This window comes from Myxosarcina sp. GI1(2024) (assembly GCF_053543375.1).
On record NZ_JBKGTY010000002.1, the window covers coordinates 185128 to 201463 of the forward strand.

Annotated in this window: 12 protein-coding genes; 7 read left to right on the top strand and 5 right to left on the bottom strand. The window is 40.7% G+C overall.

The window, feature by feature from the left end; genetic code table 11:
* Nucleotides 1-13: 13 nt before the first annotated feature.
* Complete coding sequence (locus ACLFKQ_RS09870) at nucleotides 14-379, bottom strand: DUF1815 family protein (RefSeq protein ID WP_448999655.1); 366 nt, start codon at nucleotides 377-379, stop codon at nucleotides 14-16.
* A gap of 391 nt (nucleotides 380-770) precedes the next feature.
* Nucleotides 771-4547, bottom strand: a complete 3777-nt coding sequence (gene cobN / locus ACLFKQ_RS09875; RefSeq protein ID WP_448999656.1) for a cobaltochelatase subunit CobN — start codon at nucleotides 4545-4547, stop codon at nucleotides 771-773.
* A 645-nt stretch (nucleotides 4548-5192) separates the two neighbouring features.
* Here cobN and ACLFKQ_RS09880 point away from each other — a divergent pair.
* Nucleotides 5193-6995 carry an ATP-binding protein gene (locus ACLFKQ_RS09880; RefSeq protein WP_448999657.1) on the top strand — a complete coding sequence of 601 codons (1803 nt, stop codon included), beginning with the start codon at nucleotides 5193-5195 and terminating at the stop codon, nucleotides 6993-6995.
* Between the two features lie 127 nt (nucleotides 6996-7122).
* On the opposite strand, the gene ACLFKQ_RS09885 is transcribed toward ACLFKQ_RS09880, so the two are convergent.
* Nucleotides 7123-8517, bottom strand: a complete 1395-nt coding sequence (locus ACLFKQ_RS09885) for an aminopeptidase P family protein (protein ID WP_448999658.1) — start codon at nucleotides 8515-8517, stop codon at nucleotides 7123-7125.
* Between the two features lie 33 nt (nucleotides 8518-8550).
* Here ACLFKQ_RS09885 and ACLFKQ_RS09890 point away from each other — a divergent pair, with 33 nt between their 5' ends.
* Nucleotides 8551-8934 (top strand): DUF4332 domain-containing protein, encoded by a 384-nt coding sequence (locus ACLFKQ_RS09890; RefSeq protein WP_448999659.1) that lies wholly within the window; start codon nucleotides 8551-8553, stop codon nucleotides 8932-8934.
* A 157-nt stretch (nucleotides 8935-9091) separates the two neighbouring features.
* Here ACLFKQ_RS09890 and ACLFKQ_RS09895 read toward each other — a convergent pair whose 3' ends face one another.
* On the bottom strand, nucleotides 9092-9397 hold the full coding sequence (locus tag ACLFKQ_RS09895) for an RNA recognition motif domain-containing protein (RefSeq protein WP_448999660.1): 306 nt from the start codon (nucleotides 9395-9397) through the stop codon (nucleotides 9092-9094).
* Between the two features lie 285 nt (nucleotides 9398-9682).
* On the opposite strand from ACLFKQ_RS09895, the gene mgtE reads away from it, so the two are divergent.
* Both mgtE and ACLFKQ_RS09905 read left to right on the top strand, forming a co-directional pair.
* Nucleotides 9683-11056, top strand: a complete 1374-nt coding sequence (mgtE, locus tag ACLFKQ_RS09900) for a magnesium transporter (protein WP_448999661.1) — start codon at nucleotides 9683-9685, stop codon at nucleotides 11054-11056.
* A 272-nt stretch (nucleotides 11057-11328) separates the two neighbouring features.
* A complete protein-coding gene (locus tag ACLFKQ_RS09905; RefSeq protein WP_448999662.1) occupies nucleotides 11329-11838 on the top strand; it encodes an NINE protein in 510 nt (169 codons plus the stop codon).
* Between the two features lie 110 nt (nucleotides 11839-11948).
* On the opposite strand, the gene ACLFKQ_RS09910 is transcribed toward ACLFKQ_RS09905, so the two are convergent.
* Nucleotides 11949-12161: a hypothetical protein gene (locus ACLFKQ_RS09910; RefSeq protein WP_448999663.1), complete on the bottom strand. Its 213-nt coding sequence runs from the start codon at nucleotides 12159-12161 to the stop codon at nucleotides 11949-11951.
* A 252-nt stretch (nucleotides 12162-12413) separates the two neighbouring features.
* Here ACLFKQ_RS09910 and ACLFKQ_RS09915 point away from each other — a divergent pair, with 252 nt between their 5' ends.
* The 3 genes from ACLFKQ_RS09915 (at nucleotide 12414) to ACLFKQ_RS09925 (ending at nucleotide 16309) form a co-directional block, all read left to right on the top strand.
* The gene (locus ACLFKQ_RS09915) at nucleotides 12414-13568 is read left to right on the top strand and encodes an ABC transporter ATP-binding protein (RefSeq protein ID WP_448999664.1); all 1155 of its coding nucleotides are present in this window, start codon (nucleotides 12414-12416) and stop codon (nucleotides 13566-13568) included.
* 107 nt (nucleotides 13569-13675) lie between these two features.
* A complete protein-coding gene (locus ACLFKQ_RS09920; RefSeq protein WP_448999665.1) occupies nucleotides 13676-15265 on the top strand; it encodes a glucose-6-phosphate isomerase in 1590 nt (529 codons plus the stop codon).
* A gap of 288 nt (nucleotides 15266-15553) precedes the next feature.
* Nucleotides 15554-16309 carry a phycobilisome rod-core linker polypeptide gene (locus ACLFKQ_RS09925; RefSeq protein ID WP_448999666.1) on the top strand — a complete coding sequence of 252 codons (756 nt, stop codon included), beginning with the start codon at nucleotides 15554-15556 and terminating at the stop codon, nucleotides 16307-16309.
* Nucleotides 16310-16336 lie beyond the last annotated feature (27 nt).

The window sequence follows — 16336 nt, forward strand, 5'->3', positions numbered from 1 at the left end:
ATCGCTTTTTTATTTACAAAGAAGGCAGATACTCTGTTTGCCGTTCTACGTTTTGAGATTGAGACTGAGGCGGTTGAATTTGATATTTAATTAAATCGGCTAAATCCTGTAGTTGGGCGATCGCTTCTGCACCTTCTAGCTTCATGAGTTCGCGGTCGTCACGCATTTCTGTCCAGGTAATTCCATAGTCAGAAACCAAAAAACGAATTAAATGCTCGTCTTTTAAACTCACCATAAACGAAGCACTATTCATTTCTCCACCACAGGTATAGCAAGAAGCCAAATAACCTTTATTTTCTAGCGCGATCGCTAGAGCTTTAAGCGTCATCACCAAATCGCGAACGAATTGACGGTGTTGCTGTGCGAGTCTGATAAACACTTTGTTCCTCCGAACACCACGTCATTATTGTATACAGTTTAATATTTTTTTAAGATTTTTTTTTCAGCGTTTTAGATTAATCTACTTACTATTGATTGGTAGTCTATCTATCGAGCGGTAGATAAAGCCGTCCTTCATTCAGTCAAGGTGGACTGTTTCAGACTAACACATAACCCCAAAAAACTATATAGATAAATCTAACCAATCTTATAACTTAAATTTAACTAGATGTATTAGTTCTTAACTGAATTTAGACCCCATATTTACTCATAATGGCTCAATCTAAGTTGGTTGGATGTTAGCAAAGATGCAAAGTTAGTCAAAATTGTTTTTGAAAATACACTAAATGTGATAAGAATTTGTAATAGATAATATTTGTTTATCTAAAGTTTTAAATTTCTTCAATAATTCCTTCTGCACTGTTGACCACAGCTTTTAACTTTTCGAGTTTTTGTAAGTTAGCATTGTCCCACATTCGGCGTTGATTGGCTTCTAGCAATCTCTCTGCCATATCTCTCAATGCCCAAGGATTGTTATCGCGAACGAACTGCTGGACTGCTTCATCTAAAACATAAGCCTCGGCAATACCTTCATACATGTGGTCTGGTACGCATTTAGTAGTAGCATCGTAAGCAAATAGGTAGTCAACGGTTGCCGACATTTCAAAGGCACCTTTATAACCGTGACGCATTACTCCTTTAATCCATTTAGGGTTGATAACGCGAGAGCGATATACTCTGGCTATTTCTTCGCTTAGCTTTCTAACTCTAGGGTTGGCAGGGATTGAATTGTCGCCGAAATAAACTTCGGGATTTTTACCAGTTAAACTACGTACCGCTGCAGTTATTCCCCCTTGAAATTGATAGTAGTCGTCAGAGTCTAATAAATCGTGTTCTCGGTTATCCTGATTGTGCAAAACTACCTGTAGTTGTTTGAGTCTCCGCTTGAAAGACTCTGGTGTGGCATAACCTTTGCCACTGCCATCATAGGCGTAAGCACTCCAGCTGAGGTAAGCACGAGCGAGATCCTTTTCATTTTGCCAATTTTGCGCCTCAATTAAACCTTGTAAACCAGCGCCATAAGCACCTGGTTTAGAGCCGAAGATGCGATAGCTAGCTTTAGTAAATGCCATATTTTCTTCCAATCCCTGTTGTTGCCAAAGCCGAGTTTCATTTTCGACCCGTTCTGCCAGAGGATTGATTGCTGGCGATTCTGGTAACTTGGCGATCGCCCGAACGATATTATTCAGTAAATTAATTAAGTTGGGAAAAGAGTCGCGAAAAAAGCCCGACACTCGAACGGTAACATCAACTCGAGGACGTTGGAGAATCGATTCATCGAGAATCTCGAAGTCTACCACTCGGCGAGACATTCCATCCCAGACTGGCTGGACTCCCATTAAAGCCATAACCTGAGCGATATCGTCACCCCCAGTACGCATGGTGGAAGTTCCCCAGATAGAAATAGCTAGAGTTTGGGGGTATTCTCCATGTTCTTGGGTGTAGCGTTCGATAACGGCTTCGGCGGCTTTGCGTCCCACATCCCAAGCAGTTTCGGTCGGAATACTGCGGATATCTACCGAATAAAAGTTGCGTCCTGTAGGTAAGACTTCTGGTCTACCTCTAGTGGGAGCACCCGACGCGCCACTAGGAATATATTTGCCATCTAACGCTCTAATTAAGTTAACAATTTCGCGATCGCTTTGCCTCAAATTGGGCAGTAAGTTATCGGCGATCCATTGCAGTTGTCGATGAGTATGGGGAAATTGAGATGCTGTAATTGGGAGTGGAGTAGCAGCGATAATTTGTGCTACTAGTTCGGTGGCGATTTGTTCTAAAGTTGCGATGATGTCAGAGGTGTTGCGGATGTTAGCTAGTGGCTCGAGTTGAAATAATGTCAACAGAGAGCTTAAAGTTGCGATGGTTTGAGAAGAGTCGCTCGGGGTTGCTTCTAGATCTACGAGAGGATCGAGGTCTAAGTTTAAGTCTTTGGCTAGAGCTTGAGTAAGTCCGAGGCGGTTAAAACGGGGAGAACGGGCGATCGCTACAGTTAAATCCCTCAGTTGAGTTCCTTGAGGACATTGCCCGAAAATATGCAAGCCGTCTCTAATTTGGGCTTCTTTTAATTCGCAAAGATAGCCGTCGGCAACGCTAAGGAATTCGATAATGGATTTACTATTAGTCGGTTCGATCCCCAAATCGCGGTCGAGGTGTTCTTCTCGAACTAAGTTAGTAATGCGATCGCCAATCGCGCTCAAGCGTGAGGGGTCGAGACTTTGAGCCTCATAATATTCATCGATTAAAGCTTCGAGTTTGACCAAACTGCCGTAGAGTTCGGCGCGGGTCAACGGTGGGGTAAGATGATCGATAATTACCGCTTGCGATCGCCTTTTGGCTTGAGAACCTTCTCCAGGATCGTTGACGATAAAAGGATAAATATTAGGGATAGTTTGTAGGGCAATTTCTGGATAGCAGTTGGCGGATAAAGTCAGGCTTTTTCCCGGCAGCCATTCCAAGTTACCGTGTTTGCCTAAATGTACTATGGCTCGAACCTGAAATTTGGTTCGCAACCAGTAATAGTAAGCTAAATATTCGTGGGTTGGTTCTAGGTCTGGGGCGTGATAGTTTAAACTGGGATCGCGATCGTATCCCCTCGATGGTTGAATACCGACAAAAATATTTCCTAGCTGAAGACCGGGAATTGGAATTGTCGATTGGGTGATAGTCTGGCAATTTTCAATTTTTCCCCAGCGATCGCCAATTGCTTGCCGTACTTGGGGGGGTAAACTTTGAAAATATTGCTCGTATTCTGCTACAGACAAAAATTGCGGCACGGGACGTTTTCTGCTTTCAGGATCGTTGGTAATATTTGCCGTCAAACGTCGGATTAATTCTTCTCCCGTACTGGGAAGATCCTCGACCAAGTATCCGGCTTCCCTTAATGCCTGTAAAATTTTAATGCAGCTTGCAGGAGTATCCAAACCGACTCCGTTAGCGATTCTGCCATCTTTGTTGGGATAGTTAGCTAAAATTATCGCAATTTTTTTATCTCGGTTGGGAGTTTGTCGGAGTTTAACCCAGTTGGCGGCAAGTTCGGCGACATATTCAACGCGATCGCTTTCTGGTTGATAGACGATTACATTAGTCTCTAATTCTTGGTTCCAAGTTTGTACCGATTTAAAAGAGATAGCGCGGGTAATGATTCTACCGTCAACTTCGGGAAGAGCCACATTCATCGCTACATCTCTAGGAGTCAACCCCTGCCAACTCGATTGCCATTGTTCTTTACTACTGCCGCTAAGAATAGCCTGTAGAACTGGTAGATCTAGTTCTTGCCAAAACTTTACTCCCAGGCGATCGCTTATTTTGGCTAGAGAAAAACTGGTAGTATTGAGCAATACTTCAACCGCTCTTTGTTGTAGTAGCGTTAGTAATTCGGACTGAAGTTCTGGTTTTCGCAACGAGGTAATAAATATCGGTATTGGCTGGATATTTCTGGCTATTAAAGCTCGATTCAAGTAGTCTATGGGTAAAGTATTGCCGGCTAAATAATGGGAGCGATAAAATAGTATGGCGATCGCTGAAGTAAATCCTAGATGACGATCGCAACGCTCCAAATCGTATAGACCGATATTGGGTACGGGTTTTGGTTGGGAAGGATTGTAGTTAGTATTTAAACCTAGATCGCTAGCAAATTTTAGTCCGTTAAGATAATTTTGCTTGCCGCCTTCGACAAAATAACGCCATAGTCGATTGACCGCCGGCAAACTTACAGTAGAATGATCGATTAAATCGAGATCGGGAGTGTCATCACCCGGTAGCACAAATAAAACAATATTATGAAGCTTGGCTGTTTCTTTAATCGCTTCTAGACCATAAGACCAATAACTGCTTCCACCCAAAAGACGTAAGATAATTATCCGAGCTTTTGATAGTACAGTATCAACATAAGCATCGATACTTAATTGTTGCTGTAAATTTAACAGATTGACTACTCTAATTTGAGGAAAATCTGGTTCTGCGAGTAACTCGGGAAGCGAATGGGCGAGGGTTTGAATATCGCTATCTGCCGCAGTAATAAATACAATTGGTGCGGGATTCTGTTCGACAAATACAACACCTTCGACATTAGGATTCCAACCGCCAGGAATTGTAGCTAATTTGTGCATAATTAATTTTTAGTCTCAATCGGTAATTAAACTTTTGTATATCGTTTTTAATCTAATCTTGAGAAATAATTACGGATCCCTATAGACGAATAAAAATAAGAGAAGCTAGATAATAGTAAACGAGTCATGTAATCCTTAATAAAATTTTGTGTGTCTAATTCAGTTTTCTTTAGTGGTCGAACGAGCTATTAACGAACGAGTCTTTGTACCGCTATATTCGTTATGGTATAAAACAGCAGAAGCAATTTTAGAAGACACAAGATTAAATATAGAAGTAAGAGGATCTGGTTCGATTCAACAGTATAGAAAAGCCAATTTAAATAGACAATCTAAGACACAAAAGTTTTGTCTATTAATGACTGCAGACTTTTTTGTCTTATTCTGCAGTGAATTTAAATTACTTAGTAACAAATACCTAACAAAAATTGCTCGATCCTGGCAAAAAAATAATGGCATATGTACAAAAATTAGATGAATTTAATCGATCGAATTTTACTGTCATTCAAGATTTACAAAAAAATGTAACAAATAAACCCGATGGCAATCCCGATTGTTTATAAGAGTTTGCTACTCAACAAAAACAATTGATTAATTAACTAGCGAAGACGACAACGATAGCGACTTGTTTTTCATAGCACACATCCAATGGAAGAATTATTATATCGTCAAACAGAGCAACAGCAGTTGCTCACTCGACTCAAGTTTCAAATCGCCAAAGGTATTGACCTCTGGCAAATTATTCAAACGGCAATCGAAGATGGATGTAAATTACTACAGCTAGACCGTTTGCTAATTTACCAGCTAAACGTTTCTTTCGATTCATACTATACTAATTGCCAACCGAATCAGCTTGTTGATGTCGTAACTTATGAAGCTAAATCCAGACAAGATATTTTGTCTACTTTATATTTTCAAGAAGAAAGTTGTTTTCGCAGTTCCGAGCAGTGTAGGCATAAATATCATCAGGGTTTTAGTCTAATTATTAATGATGTAGATCGTTCTCATCTATCTACTTGTCTGCAATCTTTAATGCAGAAACTGCAGGTAAAGGCTGAAGTTGTCATCCCAATTAACGTACAGGGTAAATTATGGGGTTTGGCGATCGCCCATCAATGCTTTTTACCTAGAGAGTGGCGGGGCGATGAAATTAAATTTTTGCGTCATCTGAGCCAGCAATTAGCAGTTGCCGTGGAACACAGTCAATCATATCAAATGCTCAAACAGCAAAAAGGATTCCTCGAAAGACGAGTTAAGATTCAAGAACAGCAGATTAAGAATGCTCTTATTGCCGCACAGACTGCTGCTAGAACCAAACACGAATTTCTCGGCAGCATGAGTCACGAACTACGTACTCCCCTAACTAGGGTAATTGGTTTATCTAGCACTTTGCTACAGTCATCATCGGCAAGAGATCGCGTTCCCTTAGCTGTAGAAAAACAACAGCAATATCTAAAAATTATTAACGAAAGCGGCAAGCATTTACTCGCGTTGATTGACAGTATTTTAGATTTTTCAGAAGTAGAATCTGGTAATTATTTATTAAATATCGAGCAAATTTCTCTTAGTAATTTGGCGAATAAAGTATTGCAAACCCTAGAACAAAATGCTCGAGAAAAGCAAATCGAACTGTGCTTGGAGCTAAAAAACATTGATGCCCAACAAGATTTATTCAACGGCGATGGAAAAAAACTCTCAGAAATCTTACTCAACTTAATTGATAATGGCATTAAATTTACTAATTCTGGAGGTAAGGTAACTTTAAGAATTTGGCGCGAAACCGAACGAGTGATTTTTCAAATTGAAGATACTGGAATAGGTATTGCCGAACGAGAAATTCCCTTATTGTTCGAAAAATTCAAACAATTAGAAGATTTTCGGCGGCGCACTCATGGTGGAACTGGTTTGGGTTTGGCTTTAACCAAACAACTGATCGAGCTGCATAGTGGCACTATAGAAGTGCGATCTAAACCTAAGAAAGGCTCGATATTTACTGTTTATTTACCAGACAGAAATTTACAGCAGCTGAGGAAAGTTCGCTCGAAATCTACATGTCATCATTTCCCCGAAGGCGATCGAGTTGTGTTAATCACAGAAAATGAATCCAATGCTACTTTTATTTGTAACTTACTTACGGTAATTGGTTTTAAGGTAGTTTGGCTATTCGATGGGGATACAGCTGTAAATCAAACTGAATTATTAGACCCCAAAATAGTAATTGTAGATAAAAATAATGCCGAAATTATTGAAATATTAAATCATAAAAACCAACAAAAATCTCAAAGCGATCGCTTGAGATTGCTTTTATGGTGTTCTCAGTTAACTGCTAGAGAATGGCAAGATTTTTTTGACAACGGAGTCGAGGATTATTTGTTAGAAACCATGGATTCCGTTCGAGTAATTGAAAAAATTAAAGCTTTAGATAACTCAGATAACCCGAGTTCGAGATAGACTAAAACACTTCTCTTCCCGTTGAATATCTTAACCCGAACCGACGTTAGATAAATCGAGTAATTAATACCTTCTGACTGATGACATCACTGAGTTCTCTCTCTCGACTGACAATAGCTGACATTGGCTAATCATTAATTACTAATTGTTCTATTTGCGCTCTTTTAGTGGGTAAATCGGCAGTTAACACCTCCGTTCCTGATGCGGTTATCAACACATCGTCTTCGATTCTAATCCCTCTAACATCGGCAAACTGGGTCAAGCGTTCCCAATTTACTACATCTCGATACAGATCGCGAAAACGAGAATCGTTCAGAATTGCAGGTACTTGATAGAAACCCGGTTCGATGGTGACGAGCATTCCTGTCTGTAAAGGACGATCTAATCTTAAATAGCCCAAACCAAAGCGATCGCTTCTCTTTCTACCCGTCGCATATCCCGCTAGATCTCCTAAGTCTTCCATATCGTGAACGTCTAGTCCGAGTAGATGTCCGACACCGTGGGGGAAAAACAAAGCATGAGCGTCTAGATCCACCAAATTTTCAGGATTTCCCCGCAAAATACCGATATCTACTAACCCCTCTGCTATTGTAGTTGCTGCCAGTAAGTGAATTTCACGATATTCAACCCCAGGTTGCATGTTAGCAATGCAGCGATCGTGGGCAGCTAAAACTATTTCATAGATATCTGCTTGAGTGGGGGAAAATTTACCAGAAACCGCCCAAGTACGAGTAATATCGCTAGCCCAACCCCCAGCAGTTTCGGCACCCACATCGGCAAGTAACAAATTTCCAGGCTCTAGGTCATTATTATAAGTCTGGTCGTGCAGTACTTCTCCGTGTACGGTAACTATACTATTATAGGCACAACTCAAGTTATGAGCGATAATGATACCTTCCATTGCTGCGCGTATTTCCGCTTCGGTTTTAGCAGTCAACGTTGCCTTCATACCCGCCTGATGGGCTTTTATCGTTACAGCAGTAGCCTTGCGTAATTCTCGTACTGCTAGTTCATCGTGTTGTAGTCGTAATTTTACGATGGCGTAAGCCAAATCGCGATCGCCTTTGGGCTGTTCGCTTCCTGTCAATTCTTTACCACTGGGAACGATTCGATTTAAGACCCGACACTGCTGCTGATAGGTGGCTAAATCCTGTACTGCGACTGTAGCAGCATTGGCTGCTTTTGAGGGTAACTCCGATAAGGGGTAGGCATCATCTGCATCAATAATAGTAGCAACTTGTTCTCGTGTCGGCACTGCTCCTTGCCAGAGAGTTGCTTGAGGCGGTGGCTCTTCGATAAATAGCTCGAATTTACCGTCAATAATCCTAATTGCCGCATTTTCTAAGGGTAAGCCAGTAAAGTAGAGAAAGTGGCTGCTACACCGAAAGGGAAAAGTATTAGCGGGAAAATTACGTCCAATAGAACTACCAGACCACAGAATAATTGGAGCTTTAACCGCCTCTGCTAATTTTTGTCTTCTATGTTTTAATAGAAAGAGATTTATCTGGCGATCGCTAGTCATCGTTTACGGTTTCTCGCTCAATTTTCGTTCTTTATGCAGCCTTACTATTGTGGGATTGAGGAATTACCAGGATTAAAACCCACAGAAATTGAATTGCTTAAATCTTATGGTATCGTAAGTTCTAAAGAACTAATCGAACGAGCTGCTACCTTTCGAGACAGGCAAAATTTAGCCAATAGTTTGAAGTTAAGACTAGAATCTGTCAACAAATGGCTAGCTTTGGCAGATTTAGCTCGGGTACCTAGCATTAATTGCCAATACTGTGGACTGGTACTTCATTCGGGAATAGTTTCCCTATCCCAACTAACTCATGCTTCAATTCCTCGTTTACACCAACAGCTAGTCCGCCTGTCTGTTGCTACTACAAGAAAGAAAAACTTATCCCCCTCTTTAGGAATGGTCAAACAATGGATATGAGGAGGCAAAGTCAGTCAAAAAAACACTTGAGAGCCCTAAAAATCAACGATAGAGTTAGACCGCTCGCCGATTTATCGCTAAAATTGTTGAATTATCGATAGAGAATATAGGTGATTGTTAAATAAACTATTACAAATCGATCGTCTTGTTTATTAGTTTAATAATTGCGAGAAAAGCTGTTGCTACCGCGATAGTTACCACTGCCGCCGCCTTTGTTATTTTCCCGGGGTCTAGCTTTGTTTACCTTTAATTCTCTTCCCATCCATTCTGCACCATCCAAACTTTCAATTGCCTGAGCTTCTTCCTCTTCACTGCTCATTTCGACAAAACCAAAGCCTCGTGGACGACCAGTTTCGCGATCGGAAGGTAGAGCAACACGAGTTACAGTTCCGTATTCCGCAAATACACTAGTGAGATCTTCCTTGGTAACTTGATAAGAAAGATTTCCAACGTAGATTGACATCGATTGTCTCCTTGGATCTAATTGCTTCGAGATATGTATTGCGGAAACTAGCTTGCCAATCTATTAATAGCCTAAAAGTCATGACACCTCAGGGCAAACACGCTTACCGAACAAATCTCTTTTTCTAGTAGGTTAACACAGCAAGATTGAAACGAAGAATAGGAAGATGGAAAACAATGTTAAAAAATACAAAAATGTATAATACCCATAACTTTTATATGTCTAGAGGCAAATTTGAGAAAGTTAAAATTCTGACCACAATATAGATATTATTGGGATAAATCTATGACAGCAAATGGAGTCAAACATAACGAACTACGGCAGTTAGTTCGTTCTCAGTTAGAATTATTACTCGATCGCGGCAATTTAGAGGGCGCAAAAGCCCTGTTGGTTCCCGTACAGCCTGTAGACATAGCTGAAGCGATCGAAGGTTTGCCAGAATCGATGCAAGTAATCGCTTTTCGTTTATTGTCTAAATCGGAAGCAATTCAAGTATATGAATACCTTAATTCTGACGTACAACAGGCTTTGATCCAAAAATTCAAGCGTCAAGAAGTGTTAGATGTGGTCGATAAAATGTCTCCAGATGACCGCGCCAGAATGTTCGACGAACTGCCAGCTAAGGTTGTCAGTCGCCTCCTAGCACAGCTCAGTCCTCAAGAAAGACAGGCTACCAATATTCTACTTGGCTATGAAGAGGATCGAGCGGGGCGCATTATGACCCCTGAGTATATTTCTTTAAAAGAAAACTTAACTGTCAGTCAAACTATAGAGAGAATTCGCAGTTTGGCTAATGCTTCAGAGGTTGTTTACTATTTATATGTTACCGATGCCTTGCGGCGGTTAACGGGAATCGTTTCTTTACGGGATTTGGTAACGGCTTCCCCAGAAAAAAGGCTAGGTGAAATCATGACTCGCGATGTGGTCTTTGTTTATACCGATACCGACCGAGAAGATGTGGCTCGAACTATACAACGCTACGATTTATTAGCAGTGCCAGTAGTTGACAAAGAAGAACGCCTGGTTGGAGTGGTTACTGTAGACGATGTGATCGATATCTTGGAAAAAGAAGCGACAGAAGACATTTATGCCCTGGGTGGATTGCAGTCAGACGATGATAGTTATTTTCAAACTAATTTATTAACTGTAGCCCGCAGGCGCGTGGTTTGGTTGTTTGTCTTGTTAATTACTAATACGGTTACTGGAGCAATCATTCGTTCTCAAGAAAGTTTGTTACAACAAGCAGTAATTTTAGCTGCTTTTATTCCCTTACTAACAGGCACTGGTGGTAACGTCGGTGCCCAGTCTTCTACAGTCGTAATTCGCGGTTTAAATACGGAAGAAATTAGAGGTATGGGAGCGGGAAAAGTAGTTTTCCGCGAAGCTTTAGCAGGAATACTGCTAGGACTAGTTTTGGGAATCATAACGACTGTTTGGGCGTATTTTTTACAGGGAGATCTAGCTGTTGCGATCTCCGTAGGCACTAGTTTAGTCGCGATTGCTCTTCTAGCTTCGGTAGCAGGTTCGGCTTTACCATTTTTATTTCGTTCTCTCAGTCTCGATCCCGCTTTGATGTCTGCGCCTTTTATTACTACTGCCGTCGATGTCTTGGGGGTACTTATTTACTTCAATATTGCCAAGACAATTTTAGGGTTGTAAATATTTATTTAAATCGAGCGCTAATTACAAATTTAAATAATAATTTTTTTTACAAAATTTAGGTTGAATTCTTTGTTTTTAGCTTAAAATTTAACTAATTAAATAATTAAAATCCATATAGTCTAAACTATTAACTTTAAAATAACTTTAAAAATAAGCTCGTATTATAGACAGTATACTACATTTTGGGCGACGTAGAGCAAAAACCACCGTACTAAATAAATTTAAACAAGCTATAAATAAGATTAAGGATAAATTGTATCGGCTTAATAATGAATTATCGACAACAAAAGCTTAATATAGGAACGGCTTATATTCTTTGGATTTTTGGCTGTTTTGGAATTTGTGGAATTCATCGTTTTTATCTGGGAAAAATTGTTAGTGGTTTACTATATCTGTTTACTTTTGGTTTATTCGGCTTCGGTCAATTTATCGACTTATTTTTGATACCTGGGATGACCGCGGAAAGAAATCGCCATCTCTTACACCACGCGGCAATCGACGAGCTAACAAATTTAGTTAATACCCAAAAAGCAATGCTCGAGCAGCATGTCGTTGCGACTACAGATCAACAAGCCCAATCCGAAACAGATCCCATGTTAATTTTACTCAAAGCTGCTGAGGCTCATAATAATGTACTATCAATCGGACAAGCAATCATTGCTACAGAACTTTCCGTAGAAACAGTTGAAAAACTATTACAAAGAGCCTTAAAAGAAGGCTTAGCTTATATTGACAACGATCGCGACACGGGAGCAGTACGCTATTACTTTGACATTTAATGAGGAGTACAAAATCATTAGAGAAGGTGATGGAAGCAGAGAAGATAGCCAACTCTTTACTCTTAAAGAGTTATTTTCGGTGAGGGATGAGTCAAACGTGGTCAACTAATTTATTTTTGACGCTCTTTTGTCCAATTGAGCAAAAAATAAATGGCGATTGCTCCTAGCTGTACTCCCATTAGTGACAAATAAATCGTCATTAAAGAACTCAAATTAGCAGCAGATTTAACAGAAATTAAAAAAGCTCCCAAAGCTGTATAAGGTAAAAAACGTATCCAGCTACGATGTAAGAGCGGTTGCGATTGACTAATTTTGTCTTTCATCGAGAGAAAATTACGAGCGAAATAAAAAATGTTTTTTGTTTTTTTGGACGCGATTAGGCTACTGCTTAGGGTATGGATTGCTATACTCGTCAAGCTAACTTCAGTTTAATCAAATAATCGGCAAATCGCTCTGCTCTGCAAGTAAATTATCGATCTAAATGGCACGAGTTTTTGATGCTACGGTTTTGAGTACCGGAGGTAGGGATCGTCGATAATAAGTAACTGAAAATAGATAACTAAGTTAGATCGCAGATGGCAAAAGTTAGCTTGCAAGGAATTACTCGTAAATTTGGAAATGTAACGGCGATCGAAGATATAACTTTTGATATAGAAGATCGCGCTTTTTGGGTTTTAGTCGGTCCTTCGGGCTGTGGTAAATCGACTATTTTAAGAACTATCGCGGGATTAGAATCGATTACCAGTGGCAAACTCTATATTGGCGATCGCTTAGTTAACCAAGTTCCTGCCAGACAGCGAGATGTAGCGATGGTGTTTCAAAACTATGCCCTCTATCCCCATTTGACCGTAGCAGAAAACCTCGCTTTTGGTTTAAAGATGCGTAATGAGAGCCAGAGTAAAATCACGACCAGAATCGAAGAAGTAGCGCAAACGCTCAATATCGAACATTTGCTCAAGCGCAAACCCAAACAACTATCGGGGGGACAACAGCAGCGAGTGGCATTGGGTAGAGCGATCGCCCGTCAACCCCAAGTATTTTTACTAGACGAACCTCTATCTAACCTAGATGCTCAATTAAGAGACGATACTAGAGCCGAATTAAAACGCTTACACGATCGCGTTGGCATTACTACAGTCTATGTCACTCACGACCAGGTAGAAGCTATGACTCTAGCCGATCGCGTTGTAGTATTAGAAAACGGTAAAATTCAGCAGATCGGTAGTCCTCAAGCAGTTTACGCTCATCCTGCCAATCGCATGGTAGCTAGCTTTTTGGGTAATCCACCGATGAATATTTTGCCAGCAACCTATCGAGATAATCAGTTGATTATTCTCAATCGCCGCTCAAATGCTACTAGGGATCGAGAATTATCCTCTAACGGTTTCCAAGAGCAAAAAATCCCAGTTTACTCAGCGATCGCTCATCGACTACAGAGCTTGAGGGAACAGACTTTCGAATTGGGCATTCGACCAGAACATATTACCGTATTGCCGCCAGAATCTTCCTCGGGGATTATTCTAATCGTAGACTTAATCGAACCTTTGGGCAGAGAAACTTTGATTAAAGCTAGTTTGCCTCACTGTCCTCTAAACCTCAATCTGATTGCAACTCCTAACTGGCAAGGAAGTAAAGGCGATCTGTTAAAAGTTCAATTTGATGCAGACAAATTATTTCTCTTCGACTCTAATAGTGGCAAAACAATTATCGAAGGAGTCATAGGTAATTAATTATTGCCATTGCTCAAAATTAGAGAAAATCTAAAGTAGCTAGAGAAGTCGAGATAGCTTCTACTACACTTAACTATTGAACTGCTTGCTGAGACTACGAGAAATTTATGGATACTGCTAAACTTTGGCAACGCTACCAAGATTGGCTTTACTACGACAAAGATTTAGAGTTTTACTTGGACATTAGCCGGATTAGCTTTGACGATGGCTTTGTCAGAGAAATGAAACCTAAATTCGAGCGGGCATTTAAAGCGATCGACGCTATTGAAGCAGGTGAAATTGCCAATCCAGACGAAAACCGGATGGTCGGTCACTATTGGTTGAGAGACCCCGATCTCTCTCCTACTTCCGAACTTAAAGAAGACATTATCGAGACTCTAGACCATATTCTCGAGTTTGCCCAAAAAGTTCACAGTGGTGCAATTGCGGCGCCTACAGGCGGCAAATTTACCGATATTCTCTCCATCGGTATCGGAGGTTCGGCATTAGGTCCTCAGTTTGTTGCTCAGGCTTTAGCTCCCCTAGATGCACCTCTAGACATTTACTTTATCGATAACAGCGATCCTCAAGGCATCGATACGGTTCTAGCTCAACTTGGCGATCGCTTAGATACTACTTTAGTCTTAACAATTTCTAAATCGGGAGGAACCGCAGAAACCCGCAACGGGATGTTAGAAGTCGAAAAAGCCTATCAGGACAGAAATTTAGACTTTGCCGCCCATGCCGTCGCAATTACCGGTAGAGGAAGCAAATTAGAAGCGATTGCTAAAAAAGAAGGTTGGTTGGATATTTTTCCCATGCACGATTGGGTAGGCGGTCGTACTTCTGAATTATCGGCTGTAGGTCTAGTCGCCGCAGCGCTTCAAGACATCGACATCAGGCAAATGCTGGCAGGAGCCAAAGCTATGGATGCTCTCACCAGAAAACATGACCTCAAAGACAATCCCGCCGCTTTATTAGCTATGGCTTGGTATTATGAAGGAAATGGCAAGGGAGAAAAAGACATGGTTATCTTACCCTACAAAGATAGCCTCTTGCTGTTTAGCCGCTATCTCCAGCAGTTGGTCATGGAGTCTTTAGGCAAAGAACGAGACCTCGATGGCAACGTAGTCAATCAGGGAATCGCCGTGTATGGTAATAAGGGTTCTACCGACCAACACGCCTACGTTCAGCAGTTAAGAGAAGGGATAAATAATTTCTTCGTAACCTTTATCGAGGTGCTGCAAGACAGAGAAGGCGAACCAGTAGAAATCGAACCAGGAATTACTTCAGGAGACTATTTACTAGGATTTTTATTGGGAACTCGTAAAGCACTGTACGATAAGCAAAGAGAGTCAGTTACGATTACCATTCCTAAAGTGGATGAAAAAAATGTCGGTGCTCTAATCGCTCTTTACGAACGTACGGTGAGCATCTACGCTGCTCTAATTAATATTAATGCCTATCATCAACCAGGAGTAGAAGCAGGCAAAAAAGCTGCTAATTCAGTACTCAAACTCCAAGATCGCATCGTCGATATCTTAAAACACACAGAGTCTTCTCTATCCCTAGCCGAACTCGCAGCAACCGCTAAATCCGAAGACCAGATTGAAACTATTTATCAGATAATCCGCCATCTCGATGCTAACGATCGCAGTTTAATTGTTGAAGGTAATCTCGGTCAACCCAACAGTATTGTAGTTTCGTGGCAAAAATAGTCGCTCTGATGGTTTTGGGTAGTTGATAAATTACGCTTGCCAGATAATTTGACTGAGGAGCAAGCAAGAGTAAAAGCAGAAATGGTTGCTACTCGCTCCTTAGATTAAGTTCTGACTGCTCATAATTCTAGATTGTTAGATTTATCCTACTCGCTCTGCTTTTCGCCGTGTTCTAACGCCAGGTTCTGTAATAGTTTGTTACTTTCCTTAATTTATAGTCCCAAACTGCCGTATGATTGGGATTAAGCCTTTTTTTAATATTTGACAAAAATAAACGGAGGTTTCAATTTGTCTATCCCTCTATTAGAATACAAACCCAGATCCCAGAACACTCGTGTCGAAGGATTTGAAGTCGGCACTGACGACCAACCTAGAATTTATTCTGCGGAAAATTTGCTCTCATCAACAGAAAAAAACGAGTTGATTGATGCAGCCTATCGTCAGATGTTTTTCTACGCTTTTAAGAGCGATCGCGAAACTTTTCTCGAATCTCAATTACGCGATGGTCAAATTACAGTTCGTGACTTTATTCGCGGCTTGATGCTTTCTTCTACTTTTAGAAATAGCTTTTACGAGAAAAACAGTAACTATCGTTTCGTCGAACAGTGTATCCAACGCGCTCTAGGACGCGATCCCTATAACGAAAGAGAAAAAATTGCCTGGTCGATCAAAATTGCGACTTTAGGTTATGAAGGCTTTATCGATGCTCTTTTAGACAGCGATGAGTACATGGAAAACTTTGGTTACGATGTCGTACCTTTCCAACGCCGTCGCATTCTAGCAGGTCGTCAAGAAGGAGAAAGACCTTTTAATATTAAATCTCCTCGTTATGACGAATACTATCGGAGTATTTTAGGTTTTCCTCAAATTATTTGGCAAACCGAAGTTCGTCGTTTTACTCCCCAGGAACAACAGACCCGTCCGGGAAGTCCCGCTCTATATTTAAATATGGCGCGTAGCATTGGTTCTAACAAAGGCAATATGCCTCCTAGAGTCTCGGCAATGAATATTAGCTTGGACAAAGTTCCCTATCGCAAAAAATAATAGTTACGTTATACTATTTAACTGATT

Coding starts and splice junctions, on each gene's coding strand:
- cobN (WP_448999656.1), bottom strand. CDS start 4,547: ATGCACAAATTAGCTACAATTCCTGGCGGTTGGAATCCTAATGTCGAA.
- ACLFKQ_RS09880 (WP_448999657.1), top strand. CDS start 5,193: ATGGAAGAATTATTATATCGTCAAACAGAGCAACAGCAGTTGCTCACT.
- ACLFKQ_RS09885 (WP_448999658.1), bottom strand. CDS start 8,517: ATGACTAGCGATCGCCAGATAAATCTCTTTCTATTAAAACATAGAAGA.
- ACLFKQ_RS09890 (WP_448999659.1), top strand. CDS start 8,551: ATGCAGCCTTACTATTGTGGGATTGAGGAATTACCAGGATTAAAACCC.
- ACLFKQ_RS09895 (WP_448999660.1), bottom strand. CDS start 9,397: ATGTCAATCTACGTTGGAAATCTTTCTTATCAAGTTACCAAGGAAGAT.
- mgtE (WP_448999661.1), top strand. CDS start 9,683: ATGACAGCAAATGGAGTCAAACATAACGAACTACGGCAGTTAGTTCGT.
- ACLFKQ_RS09905 (WP_448999662.1), top strand. CDS start 11,329: ATGAATTATCGACAACAAAAGCTTAATATAGGAACGGCTTATATTCTT.
- ACLFKQ_RS09910 (WP_448999663.1), bottom strand. CDS start 12,161: ATGAAAGACAAAATTAGTCAATCGCAACCGCTCTTACATCGTAGCTGG.
- ACLFKQ_RS09915 (WP_448999664.1), top strand. CDS start 12,414: ATGGCAAAAGTTAGCTTGCAAGGAATTACTCGTAAATTTGGAAATGTA.
- ACLFKQ_RS09920 (WP_448999665.1), top strand. CDS start 13,676: ATGGATACTGCTAAACTTTGGCAACGCTACCAAGATTGGCTTTACTAC.